At 64.5% G+C, this 17609-nt stretch carries 17 protein-coding genes; 6 read left to right on the plus strand and 11 right to left on the minus strand.

The genetic code is table 11. The features are described from left to right. The first annotated feature begins 29 nt into the window (after positions 1–29). A complete protein-coding gene (locus tag BUQ73_RS09345; RefSeq protein WP_023629509.1) occupies positions 30–407 on the plus strand; it encodes a response regulator in 378 nt (125 codons plus the stop codon). 145 nt (positions 408–552) lie between these two features. Here BUQ73_RS09345 and BUQ73_RS09350 read toward each other — a convergent pair whose 3' ends face one another. Genes BUQ73_RS09350 through BUQ73_RS09360 form a run of 3 tightly spaced genes read right to left on the minus strand, consistent with a single transcriptional unit; the run spans position 553 to position 3191 of the window. Then, positions 553–1134 (minus strand): TetR/AcrR family transcriptional regulator, encoded by a 582-nt coding sequence (locus BUQ73_RS09350; protein WP_079227581.1) that lies wholly within the window; start codon positions 1132–1134, stop codon positions 553–555. Positions 1135–1146: 12 nt separating this feature from the next. Next, positions 1147–1995, minus strand: coding sequence for a 3-hydroxybutyryl-CoA dehydrogenase (locus tag BUQ73_RS09355; protein WP_079227582.1), 849 nt, complete (start codon positions 1993–1995; stop codon positions 1147–1149). Between the two features lie 11 nt (positions 1996–2006). After that, complete coding sequence (locus tag BUQ73_RS09360; RefSeq protein WP_079227583.1) at positions 2007–3191, minus strand: acetyl-CoA C-acyltransferase family protein; 1185 nt, start codon at positions 3189–3191, stop codon at positions 2007–2009. Positions 3192–3359: 168 nt separating this feature from the next. On the opposite strand from BUQ73_RS09360, the gene BUQ73_RS09365 reads away from it, so the two are divergent. Then, the gene (locus BUQ73_RS09365; RefSeq protein ID WP_079227584.1) at positions 3360–4406 is read left to right on the plus strand and encodes an AraC family transcriptional regulator; all 1047 of its coding nucleotides are present in this window, start codon (positions 3360–3362) and stop codon (positions 4404–4406) included. Here the strand turns inward: BUQ73_RS09365 and BUQ73_RS09370 are convergent. The 7 genes from BUQ73_RS09370 to BUQ73_RS09400 form a co-directional block, all read right to left on the minus strand. Next, entirely contained in the window at positions 4375–5826 is a 1452-nt protein-coding gene (locus BUQ73_RS09370; protein WP_192858719.1) for a catalase, read from the minus strand. The two genes, BUQ73_RS09365 and BUQ73_RS09370, sit on opposite strands and share 32 nt — an antisense overlap. 184 nt (positions 5827–6010) lie before the next feature. Further along, entirely contained in the window at positions 6011–6946 is a 936-nt protein-coding gene (locus BUQ73_RS09375) for a cyclase family protein (RefSeq protein ID WP_079227586.1), read from the minus strand. A gap of 98 nt (positions 6947–7044) precedes the next feature. Beyond that, positions 7045–7587 carry a WYL domain-containing protein gene (locus BUQ73_RS09380; RefSeq protein ID WP_027918541.1) on the minus strand — a complete coding sequence of 181 codons (543 nt, stop codon included), beginning with the start codon at positions 7585–7587 and terminating at the stop codon, positions 7045–7047. Positions 7588–8032: 445 nt separating this feature from the next. After that, positions 8033–9019, minus strand: coding sequence for a zinc-binding dehydrogenase (locus tag BUQ73_RS09385; protein WP_079227587.1), 987 nt, complete (start codon positions 9017–9019; stop codon positions 8033–8035). A gap of 214 nt (positions 9020–9233) precedes the next feature. Then, positions 9234–9641 carry an SRPBCC family protein gene (locus BUQ73_RS09390; protein ID WP_079227588.1) on the minus strand — a complete coding sequence of 136 codons (408 nt, stop codon included), beginning with the start codon at positions 9639–9641 and terminating at the stop codon, positions 9234–9236. Between the two features lie 21 nt (positions 9642–9662). Then, a complete protein-coding gene (locus BUQ73_RS09395; RefSeq protein ID WP_079227589.1) occupies positions 9663–10460 on the minus strand; it encodes an SDR family NAD(P)-dependent oxidoreductase in 798 nt (265 codons plus the stop codon). An 85-nt stretch (positions 10461–10545) separates the two neighbouring features. After that, positions 10546–11469 carry a LysR family transcriptional regulator gene (locus BUQ73_RS09400; protein WP_079227590.1) on the minus strand — a complete coding sequence of 308 codons (924 nt, stop codon included), beginning with the start codon at positions 11467–11469 and terminating at the stop codon, positions 10546–10548. Between the two features lie 119 nt (positions 11470–11588). Here BUQ73_RS09400 and BUQ73_RS09405 point away from each other — a divergent pair, with 119 nt between their 5' ends. After that, positions 11589–12599 (plus strand): aldo/keto reductase, encoded by a 1011-nt coding sequence (locus tag BUQ73_RS09405; protein ID WP_079227591.1) that lies wholly within the window; start codon positions 11589–11591, stop codon positions 12597–12599. Positions 12600–12739: 140 nt separating this feature from the next. Here BUQ73_RS09405 and BUQ73_RS09410 read toward each other — a convergent pair whose 3' ends face one another. Further along, positions 12740–13648, minus strand: coding sequence for a LysR family transcriptional regulator (locus BUQ73_RS09410; RefSeq protein ID WP_079227592.1), 909 nt, complete (start codon positions 13646–13648; stop codon positions 12740–12742). Between the two features lie 289 nt (positions 13649–13937). Between BUQ73_RS09410 and BUQ73_RS09415 the strand changes: the two genes are divergently transcribed. The 3 genes from BUQ73_RS09415 to BUQ73_RS09425 are packed head-to-tail and all read left to right on the plus strand — an operon-like array spanning position 13938 to position 17536. Further along, positions 13938–15242 (plus strand): MFS transporter, encoded by a 1305-nt coding sequence (locus tag BUQ73_RS09415; RefSeq protein ID WP_079227593.1) that lies wholly within the window; start codon positions 13938–13940, stop codon positions 15240–15242. A 30-nt stretch (positions 15243–15272) separates the two neighbouring features. Continuing rightward, a complete protein-coding gene (locus BUQ73_RS09420; RefSeq protein ID WP_079227594.1) occupies positions 15273–16514 on the plus strand; it encodes a Zn-dependent hydrolase in 1242 nt (413 codons plus the stop codon). Further along, positions 16514–17536, plus strand: coding sequence for a histone deacetylase family protein (locus BUQ73_RS09425; RefSeq protein WP_079227595.1), 1023 nt, complete (start codon positions 16514–16516; stop codon positions 17534–17536). The genes BUQ73_RS09420 and BUQ73_RS09425 overlap by 1 nt, the downstream gene beginning before the upstream one ends. Positions 17537–17609 lie beyond the last annotated feature (73 nt).

Consider the following 17609-nt stretch of genomic DNA (forward strand, 5'->3'; position numbering starts at 1 on the left):
GCCAACTGTATGAATTTCAAGGCGTTGTCATGAGTGAAGATGCACAAGATGTGGTACTGGTGGTCGAGGATGAACCGGCGATCCGGATGATCCTGCGCGATTACCTGGCGGGTGAGGGCTACCACGTGCTGGTGGCCGAAGACGGTGAGCAGGCGTTTGCCATTCTGGCGAGCAAACCGCACCTGGACCTGATGGTGACCGACTTCCGCTTGCCCGGTGGCATTTCCGGGGTGGAAATCGCCGAGCCTGCGGTGAAGCTGCGACCGGACCTGAAGGTGATCTTCATCAGTGGCTACCCGGCGGAAATCCTTGAGTCCGGCAGCCCGATCGCCCGCAAGGCACCGATCCTGGCCAAGCCGTTCGACCTCGATACCCTGCACGAGCAGATCCAGGCGCTGCTGCGCTGAAGGCAGAGTACTGACGCCTGTGGGAGCGGCCTTGTGTCGCGAAAGGGCTGCGCAGCGGCCCCAGAATGTCAGCGTAACGGCATAGATTCTGGGGCCGCTGCGCGTCCCTTTCGCGACACAAGGCCGCTCCCACAATGACCGTGCGTTACTTCAGGGTCCGCTCGATCCCGCCAACCAACAGGCTCTCCATCAACCCGAGCCCTTGTTGCTCAGGCAAGCCCTTGAGCATCCCCGGCAACTGGTTGAGCAAGGTCGCCACGACATGCGCCGTCGCCACCAATGCCTCCCCCTGCAAAGTCGCCTGCGGCGCGATCAGGCGCAGCAACCCTGCCTCATAGCGCTTGCGCAGCAACCCCAGGTGCGCCTGCTGCTGCTCGCTCAAGCAGCACAAGTCGCGTTCGGCCAGGCGAAACTGCATGGGCCGCTCGGCATGCAACTGCCAGTGCGCGGCAATCAGGCAGTTCAACGCCGAACCCCCACGTGCCATGGCCCGCCGCCCCTGTTCCAGGGTCGCCTGGAGCTCTTCGTACAATTCCTCGATCAGGTCGAACAGCAGGTCCTGCTTGCTGGGGAAATGGTGATACAGGGAGCCGGCGGTCAGCCCCACATGCGCTGCCAGCTCGCGCATGCTGACCTGGCCAAAGCCCTTTTCGGCGAACAGTGCCATGGCCCGGTCACGTCGCTCTTCGAAGTTGGCACAGCGCATGGCGGCATTGACCGGGGGCATGGCGTGCACTCCTCAGTAGGTGAAGAAACCACGGCCGCTCTTGCGCCCCAGCCATCCGGCCGCGACCATTTCCTTGAGCAGCGGGGCGGGGCGGTACTTGCTGTCGCTGAAGCCTTCGTGGAAGGCCTCCATGATCGCCAACAGGGTGTCCAGGCCGATAAGGTCGGCCAATGCCAGCGGGCCGATCGGCTGGTTGCAGCCCAGGCGCATGCCGGTGTCGATGTCCTCGGCACTGGCCAGACCTTCCTGGCGCACGAAGATCGCTTCGTTGATCATCGGCACCAGGATGCGGTTGACCACGAAGCCCGGGCGGTTGCCGGCGGTGATCGGCGTCTTGCCAAGCTTTTCGGTGACCACCAGTGCCTGGGCATAGGTGCTGTCGCTGGTCTGCAGGCCGCGGATGATTTCGACCAGGGCCATCATCGGCACCGGGTTGAAGAAGTGCACGCCAATGAAGCGCTGCGGGTGCTCGATGCTGGCAGCCAGCTGGGTCACCGACAGCGACGAGGTGTTGGTGGCGATCAGGCAGTCGGTTGCCACGTTGGCCGCCACCTGCTGCAGGATGCGCTGCTTGAGCTGCAGGTTCTCGGTGGCGGCCTCGATCACCAGCTGCGCGCTGCCCAGTTGGGCGTAGTCGGTGCTGGTGCGGATGCGGTTTTTCGCCGCCTCGGCGCGCTCGGCATCGAGCGTGCCCTTGCTCACCTGGCGCTCCAGGTTCTTGCTCAAGGTAGCCACGCCACGCTCCAGCGCGGCGTCGGAAACGTCCACCAGCAGGACCTGGTAGCCGGCCACCGCGCACACCTGGGCGATACCGTTGCCCATGGTGCCGGCGCCAATCACGGCAATCTGTTCAATCGTCATGTTTCAGCCCCTCAGACGCGCTCGAAGACCACGGCAATGCCCTGGCCGCCACCGATGCACATGGTGGCCAGCGCGTAGCGGCCCTGGATGCGCTGCAGTTCGTGGATGGCCTTGGTGGCGATGATCGCCCCGGTGGCACCGACCGGGTGGCCGAGGGAAATGCCCGAGCCGTTCGGGTTGACTTTCTCCGGGTCGAAGCCGAGCTCGCGGGCCACGGCGCAGGCCTGGGCGGCGAAGGCTTCGTTGGACTCGATCACGTCCAGGTCGCTGACGCTCAAGCCAGCCTTTTCCAACACCTTGCGGGTCGCCGGGATCGGGCCAAGGCCCATCAGTTCCGGCTCGACGCCAGCGTGGGCGTAGGCCACCAGGCGCGCCAGTGGCTTCAGGCCCAGGCGGCGCACCGCGTCACCGGTCGCCAGCACCAGGCCGGCGGCGCCATCGTTGATGCCGCTGGCGTTGCCGGCAGTGACGGTACCGTCCTTCTTGAACACGGTTTTCATGCCGGCCAGTTGCTCGGCCGTTACATCGGCACGCACGTGCTCATCGACGGCGAACTGCACGGTGCCTTTGCGGGTTTTCAGTTCAATTGGCACGATCTGGCTGTCGAAGCGGCCTTCTGCCTGGGCGCGGGCGGCGCGGCGCTGGCTGGTCAGGGCCAGTTCGTCCTGCATTTCGCGGCTGATGCCCTGCTGGGCGGCGACGTTTTCCGCAGTGATGCCCATGTGGAAGTGCTCGAACGGGTCGTGCAATACGCCGACGGTGTAGTCGATGCCTTGCAGATCCCCCATGCGCGCGCCCCAGCGAGCCTGCGGCAGCAGGTACGGGCCGCGGCTCATGGACTCGGCACCGGCGGCCAGGGCGACCTCGGCGTCACCCAGCAGCAGGCACTGCGCGGCCGAGACGATGGCCTGCAGGCCCGAACCGCACAGGCGGTTGACGTTGAAGGCCGGGGTTTCCTTCGGGATGCCGGCGTTCATGGCCGCTACCCGCGACAGGTAGGCGTCGCGTGCTTCGGTAGGGATGACGTTGGCCATTACCACATGGCCGATCTGCTCGGCAGCTACGCCCGAACGTTCGATGGCGGCGCGGGTCACGGCGGTGGCCAGGTCGGCCAGTGGCAGGTCCTTGAGGGCACCACCAAAACCACCGATGGCGGTACGGACGGCACTGACGACGTAGATTTCTGCGCTGCTCATAAAGGCTCCGATTGCGAAGGCATGGCGGGAGCGGGCCAGGCTCTGCGAGAATGGCCGGCGATCCCGAGGTGGGTCCGAGTCTAGGCAAAGGCTCTGTTGCAGCCTATGCCGGATCTGTTCAGTCAACCTGGCATTTTTTGCCACTCAGCATAGACAGTGAATTCCGCCATGCGCGATAGCGATTCGGTCGCGGTGTACTTTCTCAATGCCATGCTGCATGCCTTGCGCGAGCAACCCGAGGTGCTCGAGGCTCGGCTGCGCGGCGTGGGCATCGACCCGGCCGTGCTCGGTCAGCCCCAGGCACGGGTGCCGGCCAAGGCATTCGCGCGCTTGTGGCTGGAGCTGATCGAGCTGCTGGACGACGAGTTCTTTCGCCTCGACAGCCATGGCATGCCGCTGGGCAGCTTTGCCCTGATCTGCCGTGGCTTGATCCAGGAACCGAACCTGGAGAAGGCCCTGCGCCAGTGCATGAGCAGTTTCGCCCTGTTCCTGCGCGACCTGCGTGGCAGCCTTACGCTGCGCGGTGGGCGTGCGGTGATCAGTGTGCAGTCGGCGATCGCCGACCCGCTGACCCGGGTGTACGCCGAGGAAACCTACCTGGTGCTGATGATCGGCCTGCTGTGCTGGCTGGCCGGGCGGCGCATCGCCATCGATCGCACCGAGCTGGCGGTGGCACGCCCGGCCCAGGATGATGACCCGCTGCTGTGGGGGCCGGACCTGCGCCTGGGTAGCGGGCGCACCGAGGTCGAGTTCGACAGCGCCTGGCTGCGCCTGCCGGTGGTGCAGGACCTGGCGGGCCTGAAGACCTTCCTGCGCAGTGCACCACAGGGCCTGGTGATCCGCTTTCGCAATCAGAATGGCCTGGTTGCCGAGGTCTATCGGCATTTGCGCGCCCGCCGTTATGGGCAATGGCCGACGCTGGCGGCCATGGCCGAGCAGCAAGGGATCAGTGCCAGCACTTTCCGCCGCCAGCTTGAGCGTGAAGGGCGCTCGTATCAGCAGATCAAGGATGAAGTACGCCGGGCGATGGCCTTCGAGCATTTGCGCGAAGGCACGTTGAGCATCGCCGAGATTGCCGAGCAGGCTGGCTTCCAGGAGCCCAGTGCGTTTCACCGGGCGTTCAAGAAGTGGACCGGGCAGAGCCCAGGCAGCTATCGGGCCAGGTTGGCCGGGCTTGCCAACCTCAGTCTTGCAGGTCGGCTGCCAGCGCCTTGACCCGTTTCAGGTCACCCTCTGCGATTTTTGCCACCCTCGTCCCGTACTCGGCATCAGCCTTGTAAAGGAACGACAGAATGATGTGTTTGCTCTGCTCATCGGCAACAGCCAGTGATTGGCCAAAGCTGTTGACCAGGTCACGCTGCTCGCTTTTCGAATAAGCGCGGTAAAGGTCACCGGCCTGCTTGAAATTCTGCTCGCGGGCGATGCCCTGTTGCTGGGTCGTGCCGCTCAAGGCCAGCTGGCTGTAGCGCGCGGACTCGGTGGTGCTGCGTGGCTGCAGGCGGCTGGGCTGGTAATTGACCATGTCACGGGTGCGGTTGGGGTTGAGTGCGCCATCCTGGTTGCCATTGTTGACGGCTGCGCGTGGCTGGTTGATCGGCAGGCTGCCAGCGTTGGCGCCGACCCGGTACATCTGGGTGTCGGCATAGGAGAAGAGCCGGCCCTGCAGCAAGCGGTCTTCGGAGGGTTCTATACCTTTGATCAGGTTGGAAGGCGCCAGTGCGACCTGTTCGGTTTCCTGGAAGAAGTTGTCGACATTGCGCTTGAGCACCATCTGCCCCACCCGGCGCTCGGGCACTTGCGGCCAGACCTTGGTGGCGTCCAGCGGGTCGAAGTCGAAGCCTGCCAGCTGCTCAGGGCGCAGCGTCTGAATATAGAGGTCCCACTTGGGATAGTCGCCACGGGCAATGGCGCTTACCAGGTCCTCGGTCATGTGGCTGAAGCTTTTGCCCTGGATCTGCTCGACAGCTTTGGGGTCGAGGTTTTCCTGGCCTTGCAGGCTCTTCCAGCGGAACTTCACGTAGGTGGGTTCACCTTTGGCGTTGACGAACTTGTAGGCATGCACACTGTTGCCATCCATGTGCCGATAGCTTTTAGGTGTGCCTTCGTTGGAGTACAGCAGGGTCAGGGTGCGGGTGGCCTCTGGCATGTGCGAGAGCAGGTCGAAGCGCCGGGCATCGTTGCCCAGGTTGTTGCGAGGGTCGGGCTTGAAGGCATGGACCATGTCCGGGAACTTGATGGCGTCGCGGATGAAGAACGTGGGGAAGTTGTTGCCGACCAGGTCCCAGTTGCCCGTCGAGGTGTAGAAGCGGGTGGCGAAGCCTCGCGGGTCGCGCAGGGTTTCCGGCGAGTGCAGGCCATGCACCACCGACGAGAAACGCACGAACACAGGGGTCTTTTCGCCGGGGGTGAACAGCGGCGCCATGGTCAGCGCCGACAAGTCTTCGGACGCGGTGAACTCGCCATGGGCGCCAGTGCCGCGGGCGTGCACCACGCGTTCCGGGATGCGTTCGCGGTCGAAGCGTTGGAGCTTCTGGATCAGTTGCACATCCTGAAGCAAGGTCGGGCCAGTGGCACCGGCAGTCTGGGAGTGCTGGTTGTCACCGACTGCCGCGCCGTTATCGCGGGTCAGGGGCATGGCCAGCAGCGCAGGGCTTGTAAGAACAGTTGCGCACACCAGCGTCAATGCAGCGCAGTTGGGGCGGATCAGAAGCATGGCAAAGGCACTCGCTTGATCAAGGGAGTGCCGATGCTAGCCACGCTGCAGGTACCTCACAGTAAGGCTGTACGGCTCATGCTGTATGACGTTTCACTGCTTCGAGTCAGTGGATAGCCACCGGGTTGATGTTGACCTGGGTCGAGCCCTTGTACAGCGGCTGCCCCAACACGAACAGGAACTCGAAGGCTTTGTCTTTTACCAACGCGCGGGTGTCGATCAGTTCCAGGTTGTAGATCCCGCGCTTGGCCAGCATGAACTGGTTGACCGGGAACTCTTCACCGGTCGGGTTCGGGTACACCTCCGAAGCCCAGGTGTCCCCGCCGAAGGCGACGATGCCCTGGTCCGCCAGCCACTCGGCGGCCGCCAGGTCGATGCCAGGCTCGGTGGCGAGGAACTGCTGGTTGTCTTTGCCGATCAGTTCCAGCCAGCCGGTGTTGAACAGCACCACATCACCCTTGCGCAAAGTGATGCCTTCTTTTTTCAGCACGGCCTTGATGTCGTCGACATTGAACGCGGTGCCACCGGGGACGATGGCCTTGCCGTAGTGGGAGGTCATGTCCAGCACCACGCCGCGGGTGACCATCGGCGGCACTTTTTCCACGCCCAGCTTGGTCACGCCTTCGACGGTGACGAAATCGGCCGCCTTGTTGCCGTTGTAGTAGACGTTGTCGATACCGATATGGCCGATGCCGTTGAGCTGCGTGCCGACGCCGGTCCAGCCGTTGACCAGTTCGTCGTTGAAGCTGAATTTGTTGCGGCCCAGGGTCTGGCCGGCCTGTTCACCGGGCTGGATGTTGTACAGGTGGAAGCTGCGATGGCGGAAGGCCGGCAGGTCTTTGCTGACCGGTACTGCCAGGGGGTAGGTCTTGCCGGTCTTGACCAGGCCTACGGCCTGTTTCACCACCTCGGGTGTGAGCAGGTTGGCGGCGCCGATCTCGTCCTGCTTGCCGTAAGGCGAGGCCTGCCAGTCGGCGGCCAGGGTGGCCTGGGCGGTGCTTGCCAGGGCAGCAGCGAGCAGCAGGGGCTTGAAGCGTTTCATTGAATTCTCCTGAAGGTGAAGCCTTGTCAGGAGCGCATTCTGGGCAGGGCCGCCGTGGGGAAAAAGCGGCCCGGGGGACAATGACTTTTGCCTGCCGGTCAATAACCGTCGTCGTTCAGGGCCAGGCTCTGGCGCAGCTGTTCGACCATCGACACGCGCAGCGTTTCTGGCGCTTTGACCCGGATCGAACCGGCCTGGGAGAGCAGCCAGCCCATCAGCGCCCGGCTGTCTTCGACCGTGGCCGCGAGCATCGCGCCGCCATTGTCGTGGGGGGCCAGACGCATGTCTTCAGAGAGTGGCTGGTCTTCCAGGCGACGGGCGAGGCCATCGTCGACCCACGCTTGCAGTTCGATCTGTTGCGAAGGGCTGAGTACATCCGGCTGCAGCTGCTGGGCAGCATCCAGGCTCAGGCCCGGCTGCCAGTACCAGCCATAGGGCATGCCCTTGCTGTTGCAGTGCAACGGGAACAGCGTTGCCAACTCATTGAGGTCGCGCTCGACAGTACGTTTGCTGGTCTTGTGGCCGACCCTGGCCAGTGCGGCCTGCAACTGTGTAGAGCTCATCCCGGGATGGCGGTCGGGCAGCAGTTTCAGCAGCTGCCATTGTCGGGCGATGGTGTGGCGTGTCGGGTGGCTGGGCACGGGGCTTCGTCCTTGAAGGCCAGGCACGGGGCGTGCCTGAGTGATGGCATATAGCTATTGCGACAGGATACTCCTTCGGCGGATGGGATCCAAGTTCAGCAAGATCGGCGGTTGTTGGGGAGGTATCCAAAGAAAGAGCCGTGTCAGGGCCTCCGAGGTGCCCGCCACAGCACTTGAAGCGCCTGTGAGATCGAGCGCCGCCCGCGCGGCGCATCGCGGATGAATCCGCTCCTACATCTGTTGCAACGTGCCGAACCTGCAACGCCATGGTTGCCAGCCCTGGCGCATGTCTTGAGCCTTGTAAACAAGGCTGACAACCATGGCCTCACAGGCATGGCCACGTTGCAACAAATTGTAGGAGCGGATTCATCCGCGATGCGCCGCGCGGGCGGCGCTCGATCTCACAGGCGCCAAGAGCTCAAGGCTGACACCTGCCCAAAACAGTTCAATTCAGGCGAGTTACCCACTTCCCGCCGCGTCCGCCTGCCTTCAATTGGCCTAGCGCCTCAGGTAACGCCGCGAACGCAAACTCGTGGCGCTGCGGTGCAATCAGGCGGCCATCGGCAACGGCCTGCAGCAACTGTTCACCGGCCACGCGCAGGGCTTGGCGATCCTGCAAGCGGCCATGGGCATGAATGCTGTTGAGGGCCACTTCATGCAGTGAAATCGCCGTGCTGAAGGCGGCCAGCGGTGCGGCTTCCTGGCGGTCCTGGATGCACACCAGGTGGCCGTTGTAGCCGAGCAGGTGGGCCAGGCCGCCAGCGTGGGCGCCGCTGACCGTGTCGAACAAGGCATGCAGCGGGCGCTCGCCGAGGGCCGCCTGCAATTGGGCCTGCCAGTCTCTGTCGTGATAGTCGAACAGGCCGGCCACGCCGAGTGCCTTGAGCAGCGCGTGGTGGCGGTGGCCAGCCGTAGCCCAGACACGCAGGCCGCGTTGCACTGCCAGTTGCGCCAGATAGAAGCCCACTGCGCCGCCTGCGCCAATCACCAGCACATCGCGGCTGGCACCGTCGGGCACCTTGCTCAGGGCCTGCCAGGCGGTGAGGGCGGGGCACGGCACGGCTGCTGCTGCGCTGTCGTCCAGTGGGGCGGGTATGTGCATGACCAGGCTGGCGTCGAGCAGGCAGTATTCGGCGAAACTGCCGTCACGGGCCAGGGACTGGTGATAGGCGACGCGAGTGCCCAGCGGCAGATCCACGCCTGCGCCAGTGGCGACTACCACGCCGGCACCATCGACGCCGGGCACCGTGCCTTGCTGCCAGGCCGGGTGAGCCCATTCGCAGATCTTCCAGTCCACGGGGTTGAGGGCGATGGCGCGGTTGGCCACCAGCACTTCGCCGGGGCCAGGTTGGGGCAGGGGTTTATGGATGAGCTGCAGGCCGGCGAGGCCGGCGTTCGGGGTCCAGGCCCAGGCTTGATGAACGGTTGGCATGCTGCGGGTCCTTGTGAGACGAGTGTGGGCGGCAGGCTAACGGGTATCGGTTGGAGGAAACAGGCTGGCTGGGGACAAGGTGTTTTGACTGTGGGACAAAAACGGGGGCCGCTTTGCGGCCCGTTCGCGACACGAGGCCGCTCCTACAGGAGATCGCGTTTTTCTGTAGGAGCAGCCTTGTGTCGCGAATGGGGCGCAAAGCGCCCCCATGTTCTCAAGCCAAAGTGGATGCCAAAGCTTGCAGGCCACCTTCATAGATACCCTTGAACAGCGCCTCGGCCTCGGCATCGCTGACCCCGGCCGGGGTGAACTCGCCGAACCATTCGATCTGGCTGCCCTGGCCATCGGCCTTGACCCGCAGGGTCGACAGGTAGCCAGTCACCGGGAACGGGCTGGTGAGAATCGTGTAGCTGTAGCTGCGTGTCTTTTCGTCGAAGGCCATCAGGCGTTCGACGATGCTGTTGCCGTCCGGGTCTTTCAGCGAGCGCACGCGGCCGCCCTCGCTGGACAGGCTTTCAGGGATGAACGGCAGCCAGTCCGGCAGGCTGTCGAAGCCGCCGATCAGGGCCCAGACGTGGTCAGGGCTGTGTTGGGTGTGCAGGGATGCGTAGGCAGTTTCCATGGTGTAAGTCTCCAGTTGAATTCAGATAGCGAGGCTGTCGACCACACCGCCGTCGACCCGCAGGGCCGCGCCGGTGGTGGCAGAGGAATAAGGGGAGGCCAGGTACACCGCCAGGTGGGCGACTTCGTCGACCTCGGCGGCGCGCTGGATGATCGAGCTTGGCCGTGCGCTGCGCACGAAGTGGTCGGCTTCTTCACGGATGCTGCGCCCGGAGGCCTGGGCGGCGTCGGCCACCAGTGCGGCGACGCCGTCGGTCAGGGTCGGGCCAGGCAGCACGGCATTGACCGTTACCCCGGTGCCGGCCAGGCGCTTGGCCAGGCCGTGGGACACGGCAAGGTTGGCGGCCTTGGTCACGCCGTAGTTGATCATGTCGGCGGGGATGGCGATGCCCGATTCGGAGGAAATGAACAGGATCCGCCCCCAGCCTTTGCCGACCATGCCCGGGGCATAGTGGCGGGCCAGGCGCACGCCGGACAACACGTTGACGTCGTAGAAGCGCTCCCACTCGCTGTCGGGCACCTCGAAGAAGTCGGCGTCGTCGTAGATGCCCAGGTTGTTGACCAGGATATCGGCGTGCGGGTGGGCGGCGAACAGGGTTTCGGCGCCTTCGGCAGTACCCAGGTCGGCAACCACGCCGTGCACCTGGCCACTCCCGCCCTGGGCGCGCAGTTCGGCCAGGGCGGCGTCGAGCGACTGCTGGCTGCGGCCGGCAATGACCACGTCGGCATGGGCGCGGGCCAGGCCGCGGGCGATGGCCAGGCCGATACCGCCGGTCGAGCCGCTGATGATGGCGGTGCGTCCGCCGAGGTCGATGTTCATGGAATGGCTCCTGTGATGAGTTGCTTCGATGGGAGTCATCCTAGTGATGCGCATTAAGACTGTAAAAGACGGAATTCGACTGAGTTCAGACCCTATTCGACTGATCAGGTTCTTTATCAGCAAGGGCCAATACCTGTTCGCGGAAGATGCCCACGATCGGCCGCAGGTCTACCTGGTGCCAGGCCGCCCACAGCTGCACGCTGGGCTGGAACCAGTCCAGCTGGCGCAGCACCACGCTTGGCCCGACGCTCGCCGACAGGCTGCTCTGCACCATGGCCAGCCCCAGGCCGGCGGACACCAGGCCGAGCACGCTCAGCGGGTCGGTAGCCTCCAGTGACAGGCGTGGGGTGAAGCCGGCATCGCCGCAGCGGGCGATGAAGTCGTCACGCTTGTTGACCTGGTCGGGCTGGCCTCCGGTGATGATCCATTCCTGTTCATGCAGGTCGGCCGGTGTCAGCTCGGCCTTGCTGGCCAATGGATGCACGGCCGGGATGGCCAGCAGCATCGGGTCGTCGAGCACCGGCTGGCTGCGCAGGTCGGGGTCGTTCTTCGGTGGCGGCTCGCAGACCAGGGCGATGTCCAGGCTGCGCTGGCGCAAACCTTCGAACTGTTCGCTCGGGGTCATGTTGTACAGCGCAATGTGAATGCTCGGGCGCTCACCACGGATCGCCCGCACAGCGCCGGGCAACACGCCGGCATGGATGGCGTGGTTGACGTAGCCGATGCACAGGCCGCCTTCCTCACCGCGGCCCAGGCGCTTGCCCAGCGACTCCAGGCGCTCGGCATGCTTGAGCAAGCCACGCGCTTCCGCCAGGAAGGTGCGCCCGTCGTTGGTCAGGTACAGGCGCTGGTTACGCCGTTCGAACAGCGCCAGGCCCAGGTTGTCTTCGAGCTGGGCGATCTGACGGCTCAAGGGCGATTGGGAGATATGCAGCTGCTCGGCGGCCCGGCCGACGTTCTCGCATTCGGCGACGGCTACGAAGTAGCGCAACTGACGTAGATCCTGCATGAGACCTCCAGGGACTTAACTGTGTCGAATTATGACTTGGACGGTCTTGTCTTGGCCAGCCTAGGATGCGCTCACGTCGTCGGCTGACGACCTTTCACACCCTTACTGGAGAAGATTCCATGAACCTGAAAGACTTGATCGCCAACCCGCTGGGTTTCGGCACCGCGCCACTGGGCAACATGTTCCGCAACGTGCCGCAAGACGAAGTGCAAGCCTCGGTGGACGCTGCCTGGAACAACGGTGTGCGCTACTTCGACACCGCGCCGTTCTACGGTGCCGGCCTTTCGGAAATACGCCTGGGCAAGGCCCTGGCCCAGCGCCCACGCAATGAATACGTACTGAGCAGCAAGGTCGGCCGCGTCATCCTCGACGAGCTGGAAGACCCCGCTGCCCGTGAACTGGGCGAGAAGAGCGGCCTGTTCGAGCATGGCAACCGTAACCGCATCGTCAACGACTACAGCGCCGATGCCACCCTGCGTTCGATCGAGGACACGCTCAAGCGCATGGGCACCGACTACCTGGATATCGTCTGGATTCACGACATCGCTCAGGACTTCTACGGTGACGAATGGCTGAGCCAGTTCGAAATCGCCCGCACCGGTGCCTTTCGCGTGCTTAGCCGCCTGCGTGAAGAGGGCGTGATCAAGGCCTGGGGCCTGGGTGTCAATCGTGTCGAGCCGATCGAACTGACCCTGGACCTTGAGCACGCCCGCCCGGACGGCTTCCTGCTGGCCGGCCGCTACAGCTTGCTGGACCACGAACGTGCGTTGCAGCGGGTGATGCCGGGTGCGCAGGCGCAGGGCCTTGGCATTGTCGTCGGCGGCCCCTACAACTCGGGTGTGATTGCTGGGGGGGACCACTACGAATACCAGAAGGCCAGCCCAGAAATCCGTGCCCGTGTGCAGCGCCTGAACGAGGTAGCAGCGCGCCATGGCGTGAATATCAAGGCGGCGGCGCTGCAGTTTTCGCTGGCGCACCCTGCAGTGGCGGCGGTAATTCCCGGGGCCACCCGGCCACAGCATGCCGACCAGGACCTGGCGGCGTTCAAGGCAGTGATTCCGGCGGCGTTCTGGGCCGAGCTGCGTGAGCTGGGGCTGATCGCCCAGCATGCGCCAGTGCCAACGGCCTAATTACGCAAGGGGGCTTTGCCCTCCATTGCTGGCAAGCCAGCTCCCGCGAGCTCACTACAGCCTTCAGCTTTGGTGGGGGCGCACAATTCTTCAGTTCTTTGTGCACTCTGTGGGAGCGGGTTTACCCGCGAATGGGCCTATCAGGCGAGACTGGCCTGCAATGCTTCGATAAACACCTCTTCAGCCCGGCTCAGGCGCTGTTCCCTGTTCCACAACAGGTGAATGTCCACATCGGCAATCCCTTCTTCAGGTGGCAGCTTCCACAGCAACCCCGCCGCCACATCCGGCGCCACCACATGCTCGGGCAGGCAGCCGATGCCGAACCCGGCAATTACCAGTCGGCGCACTTCTTCAAGGCTCGGCGAGGACGCTACGATCCGCCCGGAAAACCCCTGCTGGTCGCGGAAAATGGTCAGCGGCGACAGCATGCCGCCAATCTGGTCGCTGGTGAAACTGACGAAATTCTCCCGCTGCAGATCGCCCTCGGCCTGGCCGAACAAGGCATGGTGCTTGCCGCAGAAAAACGCATAGCGCTGGCGCAGGAACAGCCGCTGTTCCAGGCGTGGTTGCGGCCGGCGATTGAGGCTCAGGCCCGCAGTGGCGGTTTTTTCCTGCAATGCGGCAACGATGTCCGAGCTGCGCATCACGTCGATTTCCAGGTCGACCCTTGGGTGCTGGCGATGGAAGTCCGCCAGGAAGTCATCGAACCGCTCGCTGACGATGCGGCTGATCATCAGCAAGCGCACCTTGCCCACCAGTTCGTCCGCCGGCTGCTCCAGCAGGCCGCCGATCTGCGACATCTGCCCATACACCTCACCGGCCAGCTGAAACAGCTGCTCGCCCATGTCGGTGAGCACGAAGCGTGGCCCACGGCGAGCGATCAGCTGGCGGCCGAGCTGTTCTTCGAGGCGTTTCAGCGCTTGGCTCACGGCTGGTTGGGTCAGGTGCAGGCGGGCAGCCGCGCGGCTGATGGACAGCTCCTGGCCGATCACCCGGAAGGTGCGCAGCAGGTTCCAGTCGAGGCGGTCGTTGAGCAGGCGGTCGGACATGGCAGGCTCGATGATAAGCAAGGCTAATAGTGCGAATAATAAATAGAAAATTGACTAATCATAGCCCCAGGACGATAAATCCCAGTCATTGAGGCCTGTGACATCGGTGCTGGCTTCTTCGCAGGCAAGCCCGCTCCCACAGGTACAGCACAGGTCTTGAGTGCAGTGAAATCCCTGTGGGAGCGGGCTTGCCCGCGAAGAAGCCAGCACCGGCCACAAAGCCAAGCGCCACCAGAGCGCCACCGTGACCCCATAAACTCCTGCCAGAAAAACAAGCAAAGGAGCCACCATGAAGCCCACCGCTTCGCCCCAGCCGCGTCGTGCCGCCGCCGCCGCGTTCATCGGCACCATGATCGAGTGGTACGACTTCTACATTTACGCCACCGCCGCCGCTCTGGTGTTCGGTGCCTTGTTCTTCCCCTCCGACGACAGCCTGTTCAGCACCATGGCCGCGTTCGGCACCTTCGCCGTGGGCTTCTTCGCCCGGCCGCTGGGTGGCATTGTCTTTGGACACGTGGGCGACCGCATCGGCCGCAAGAAGTCGCTGGTCATCACCCTGCTGATGATGGGCATCGTCACTGTGTGCATCGGCCTGCTGCCGACCTACGCGCAGATCGGCGCTGCCGCGCCGGTGCTGCTGATCATCCTGCGGGTGATCCAGGGCATCGCCGTGGGCGGCGAGTGGGGCGGGGCGGTGCTGATGGCCGGCGAACATGCGCCCAAGGGCCGCCGCAACTTCTTCGCTTCGTTCGCCCAGTTGGGCAGCCCGGCGGGCCTGATCCTGTCGCTGCTGGCCTTTGGTGCGGTGACCCGCCTGCCGGAAGAAGACCTGATGAGCTGGGGCTGGCGTGTGCCGTTCCTGGCCAGTGCGTTGTTGCTGCTGGTGGGCCTGGCGATTCGCCTGGGGGTCAACGAGTCACCCGAGTTCATCGCCAGCCGCGAGCAGGCAGCCAGGGCCCAGCGCAAGGAGCAGGCACCGGTACTGGAAGTACTGCGCACCGCCTGGCGCCCGCTGTTGCTGTGCATTGGCGCCAATACCCTGGGCATCGCCGGGGTCTATTTCACCAACACCTTCATGATCAGCTACACCACCCAGCAGTTGCACCTGGAGCGCTCGCTGATCCTCGAATGCCTGTTCTTCGTGGCGCTCATCCAGTTCTGCGTGCAGCCGCTGGCCGCCTGGCTCTCGGAAAAACTCGGCGCCACCCGCTTCCTGGCCCTGGTCGCCCTGCTGGCGATGGCCTCGCCATACCCGATGTTCGTGTTGGTCAGCTCCGGCGAAGGCCCGCTGATCGTGCTCGGCATCGCCCTGGCGGCGGCTTGCATGGCGTCGTTCTACGCGGTGATCGCCGGCTATGTCAGCGGCATGTTCGAAACCCGCGTGCGCTACACCGCGATTTCCATGGCTTACCAGGTGTGTGGCGCCATCGCTGGCGGCCTCACGCCACTGATCGGCACCTGGCTGGCCCACACCTTCACCGGCCAATGGTGGCCGATGGCTGTGTTCTACACCCTGATCGCCAGCATTTCCCTGGTCTGCGTGCTTGCCCTGGCACGCCAGTACGCCCGTAGTCAGCGCCTGGAACTGGCCTGATCGATCCACCTGATTCTGGAGTATCCGCACATGTTGAAAAGCAATGGCGAACGCCTGTGGGCGAGCCTGATGGCCATGGCTGAAGTCGGCGCCACCGCCCGTGGCGGCAGCTGCCGCCTGGCCCTGAGCGACGAGGACAAGGCCGGCCGTGAACTGTTCAGCCACTGGTGCCGCGAAGCCGGCCTGACGCTGACGGTGGATGCCATCGGCAACCTGTTCGCCCGCCGCGCCGGCAGCGACCCGGCTGCTGCCCCGGTGATGATGGGCAGCCACCTCGACACTCAGCCCGAAGGCGGCCGTTTCGATGGCGTCTATGGCGTGCTGGCGGGCCTTGAGGTGGTACGCCGCCTCAACGACCTTGGCATCCACACCCGCAAGCCGCTGGAAATCGCGGTGTGGACGAACGAGGAGGGTGCGCGCTTCACCCCGGCCATGTTCGGCTCGGCGGTGTTCACCGGCACTCTGGCGCTGGACCAGGCCCTGGCCATCCGCGATGCCGATGGCATCAGCGTCGCTGACGAACTGCAGCGCACCGGCTACGCCGGCCAGCGCCCGTTGGGCGGCCAGGTCGATGCCTATTTCGAGGCGCACATCGAGCAAGGCCCAATTCTTGAAGACAACGCCAAGGCCATCGGTGTGGTCAGCGGTGGCCAGGCCATCCGCTGGCTGGACGTGACCGTCGAAGGCATGGCCGCCCACGCCGGCACCACGCCGATGCCGCTGCGCAAGGATGCCCTGTACGGTGCCGCGCGGATGATCCAGGCGGTCGAGCAACTGGCGGCAGACTTTGCGCCAGAAGGCCTGACCACCGTGGGTGAACTGTCGATTGCCAAGTCCTCGCGCAACACCATCCCCGGCGTGCTGCGCTTCACCGTCGACCTGCGCCACCACCGCGACGAAGCCATCGAGGCCATGGAGCACGACCTGACCCTGAAGCTGCAGGCCATCGCCAACCAGCGCGGTCTGCAGGTCCGTATCGAACGCCACTGGGTCAGCCCGGCGACGCCGTTCGACGCCGGCTGTGTAGCCGCCGTGCAGCAGGCGGTGGACGGGCTTGGTTATGCCCAGCAGACCATCGTCAGCGGCGCCGGCCACGACGCCATCCTGCTGGCCCGCTACTGCCCGACGGCGATGGTGTTCATCCCCTGCGTCGGCGGCCTGAGCCACAACGAAGCCGAAGACGTACTGCCCGAGGATGCCCGCCAGGGCGTCGATGTTCTGCTCAATGCCGTGCTGGCCCGCGCCGGCCAGGTCGAACAAGGAGAAGCCTGATGCGTTGCTACTTCCACCCCGAACAACTGCTGCACCATCCGCGCAGCTACTACTCGCGCGGCGCCATGCGCACCCCGCAGGAAGTCCCCGAGCGCGCCCAGCACTTGCTGCAAGCCGCCAAGGACCTGGGCTTCGATATCCGCCAGCCCGACGATGCCGGCTTGGCGCCGCTCAAGGCCGTGCACGGCGAGGCCTACCTGACGTTCCTCGAAGAAGCCCATGCGCGCTGGAAGGAAGTGCCCGAGGACTGGGGCGACGAGGTGATGTCGAACATCTTCGTGCGCGAGCCCAACGCCCTGCGCGGCATCCTCGCCCAGGCTGCGCGCTACCTGGCCGACGGCAGCTGCCCGGTGGGTGAAAACACCTGGCGCTCGGCCTACTGGTCGGCGCAGAGCGCGGTGGCCGCGGCCAAGGCCATTCTTGATGGCGAGCCCGCCGCCTACGCGCTGTGCCGGCCACCGGGGCACCATGCCCGGTTCGATGCGGCCGGGGGGTTCTGCTACATCAACAATGCCGCAGTGGCGGCCCAGGCACTGCGCAGCCGCTATAGCCGTGTGGCGATCCTTGACACCGACATGCACCATGGGCAGGGGATTCAGGAGATCTTCTACGAACGCAACGATGTGCTGTACGTGTCGACCCATGGTGACCCGACCAATTTCTATCCAGGGGTGGCGGGGTTCGAGGACGAGCGCGGCAGTGGTGCGGGGGAGGGGTATAACCTGAACCTGCCGATGGCCCATGGAGCCAGCGAGGCGGACTTCATGGGGCAACTGGAGATTGCGCTGAATGCGGTGAAGGATTTTGGGGCCGAGGTGTTGGTGTTGTCGCTTGGGTTCGATATCTATGAGCTGGATCCGCAGAGCAAGGTGGCGGTGACGACTGACGGGTTTGCGGCGTTGGGTGAGCGGATTCGGGCGTTGCGGTTGCCCTGCCTGATTGTGCAGGAAGGGGGGTATCACCTGGAGAGCCTGGGGGCGAATGCGCAGGCGTTCTTCGCGGAAAAGGCTGACTGGCGATAGTCGGCAAGTGTCGGCAGCAGTGTCGCTGCTGCCGTTTCTTCAAACGAATATTCACTCATGACGAACAAGGACG

Source organism: Pseudomonas putida, assembly GCF_002025705.1.
Taxonomy (GTDB): Bacteria; Pseudomonadota; Gammaproteobacteria; order Pseudomonadales; family Pseudomonadaceae; genus Aquipseudomonas; species Aquipseudomonas putida_J.

Excerpts from the sequence above, each read along its gene's own strand:
- BUQ73_RS09345 (WP_023629509.1), top strand. The coding sequence starts at position 30 with ATGAGTGAAGATGCACAAGATGTGGTACTGGTGGTCGAGGATGAACCG.
- BUQ73_RS09350 (WP_079227581.1), bottom strand. The coding sequence starts at position 1,134 with ATGCCCCCGGTCAATGCCGCCATGCGCTGTGCCAACTTCGAAGAGCGA.
- BUQ73_RS09355 (WP_079227582.1), bottom strand. The coding sequence starts at position 1,995 with ATGACGATTGAACAGATTGCCGTGATTGGCGCCGGCACCATGGGCAAC.
- BUQ73_RS09360 (WP_079227583.1), bottom strand. The coding sequence starts at position 3,191 with ATGAGCAGCGCAGAAATCTACGTCGTCAGTGCCGTCCGTACCGCCATC.
- BUQ73_RS09365 (WP_079227584.1), top strand. The coding sequence starts at position 3,360 with ATGCGCGATAGCGATTCGGTCGCGGTGTACTTTCTCAATGCCATGCTG.
- BUQ73_RS09370 (WP_192858719.1), bottom strand. The coding sequence starts at position 5,826 with ATGCCCCTGACCCGCGATAACGGCGCGGCAGTCGGTGACAACCAGCAC.
- BUQ73_RS09375 (WP_079227586.1), bottom strand. The coding sequence starts at position 6,946 with ATGAAACGCTTCAAGCCCCTGCTGCTCGCTGCTGCCCTGGCAAGCACC.
- BUQ73_RS09385 (WP_079227587.1), bottom strand. The coding sequence starts at position 9,019 with ATGCCAACCGTTCATCAAGCCTGGGCCTGGACCCCGAACGCCGGCCTC.
- BUQ73_RS09390 (WP_079227588.1), bottom strand. The coding sequence starts at position 9,641 with ATGGAAACTGCCTACGCATCCCTGCACACCCAACACAGCCCTGACCAC.
- BUQ73_RS09395 (WP_079227589.1), bottom strand. The coding sequence starts at position 10,460 with ATGAACATCGACCTCGGCGGACGCACCGCCATCATCAGCGGCTCGACC.
- BUQ73_RS09400 (WP_079227590.1), bottom strand. The coding sequence starts at position 11,469 with ATGCAGGATCTACGTCAGTTGCGCTACTTCGTAGCCGTCGCCGAATGC.
- BUQ73_RS09405 (WP_079227591.1), top strand. The coding sequence starts at position 11,589 with ATGAACCTGAAAGACTTGATCGCCAACCCGCTGGGTTTCGGCACCGCG.
- BUQ73_RS09410 (WP_079227592.1), bottom strand. The coding sequence starts at position 13,648 with ATGTCCGACCGCCTGCTCAACGACCGCCTCGACTGGAACCTGCTGCGC.
- BUQ73_RS09415 (WP_079227593.1), top strand. The coding sequence starts at position 13,938 with ATGAAGCCCACCGCTTCGCCCCAGCCGCGTCGTGCCGCCGCCGCCGCG.
- BUQ73_RS09420 (WP_079227594.1), top strand. The coding sequence starts at position 15,273 with ATGTTGAAAAGCAATGGCGAACGCCTGTGGGCGAGCCTGATGGCCATG.
- BUQ73_RS09425 (WP_079227595.1), top strand. The coding sequence starts at position 16,514 with ATGCGTTGCTACTTCCACCCCGAACAACTGCTGCACCATCCGCGCAGC.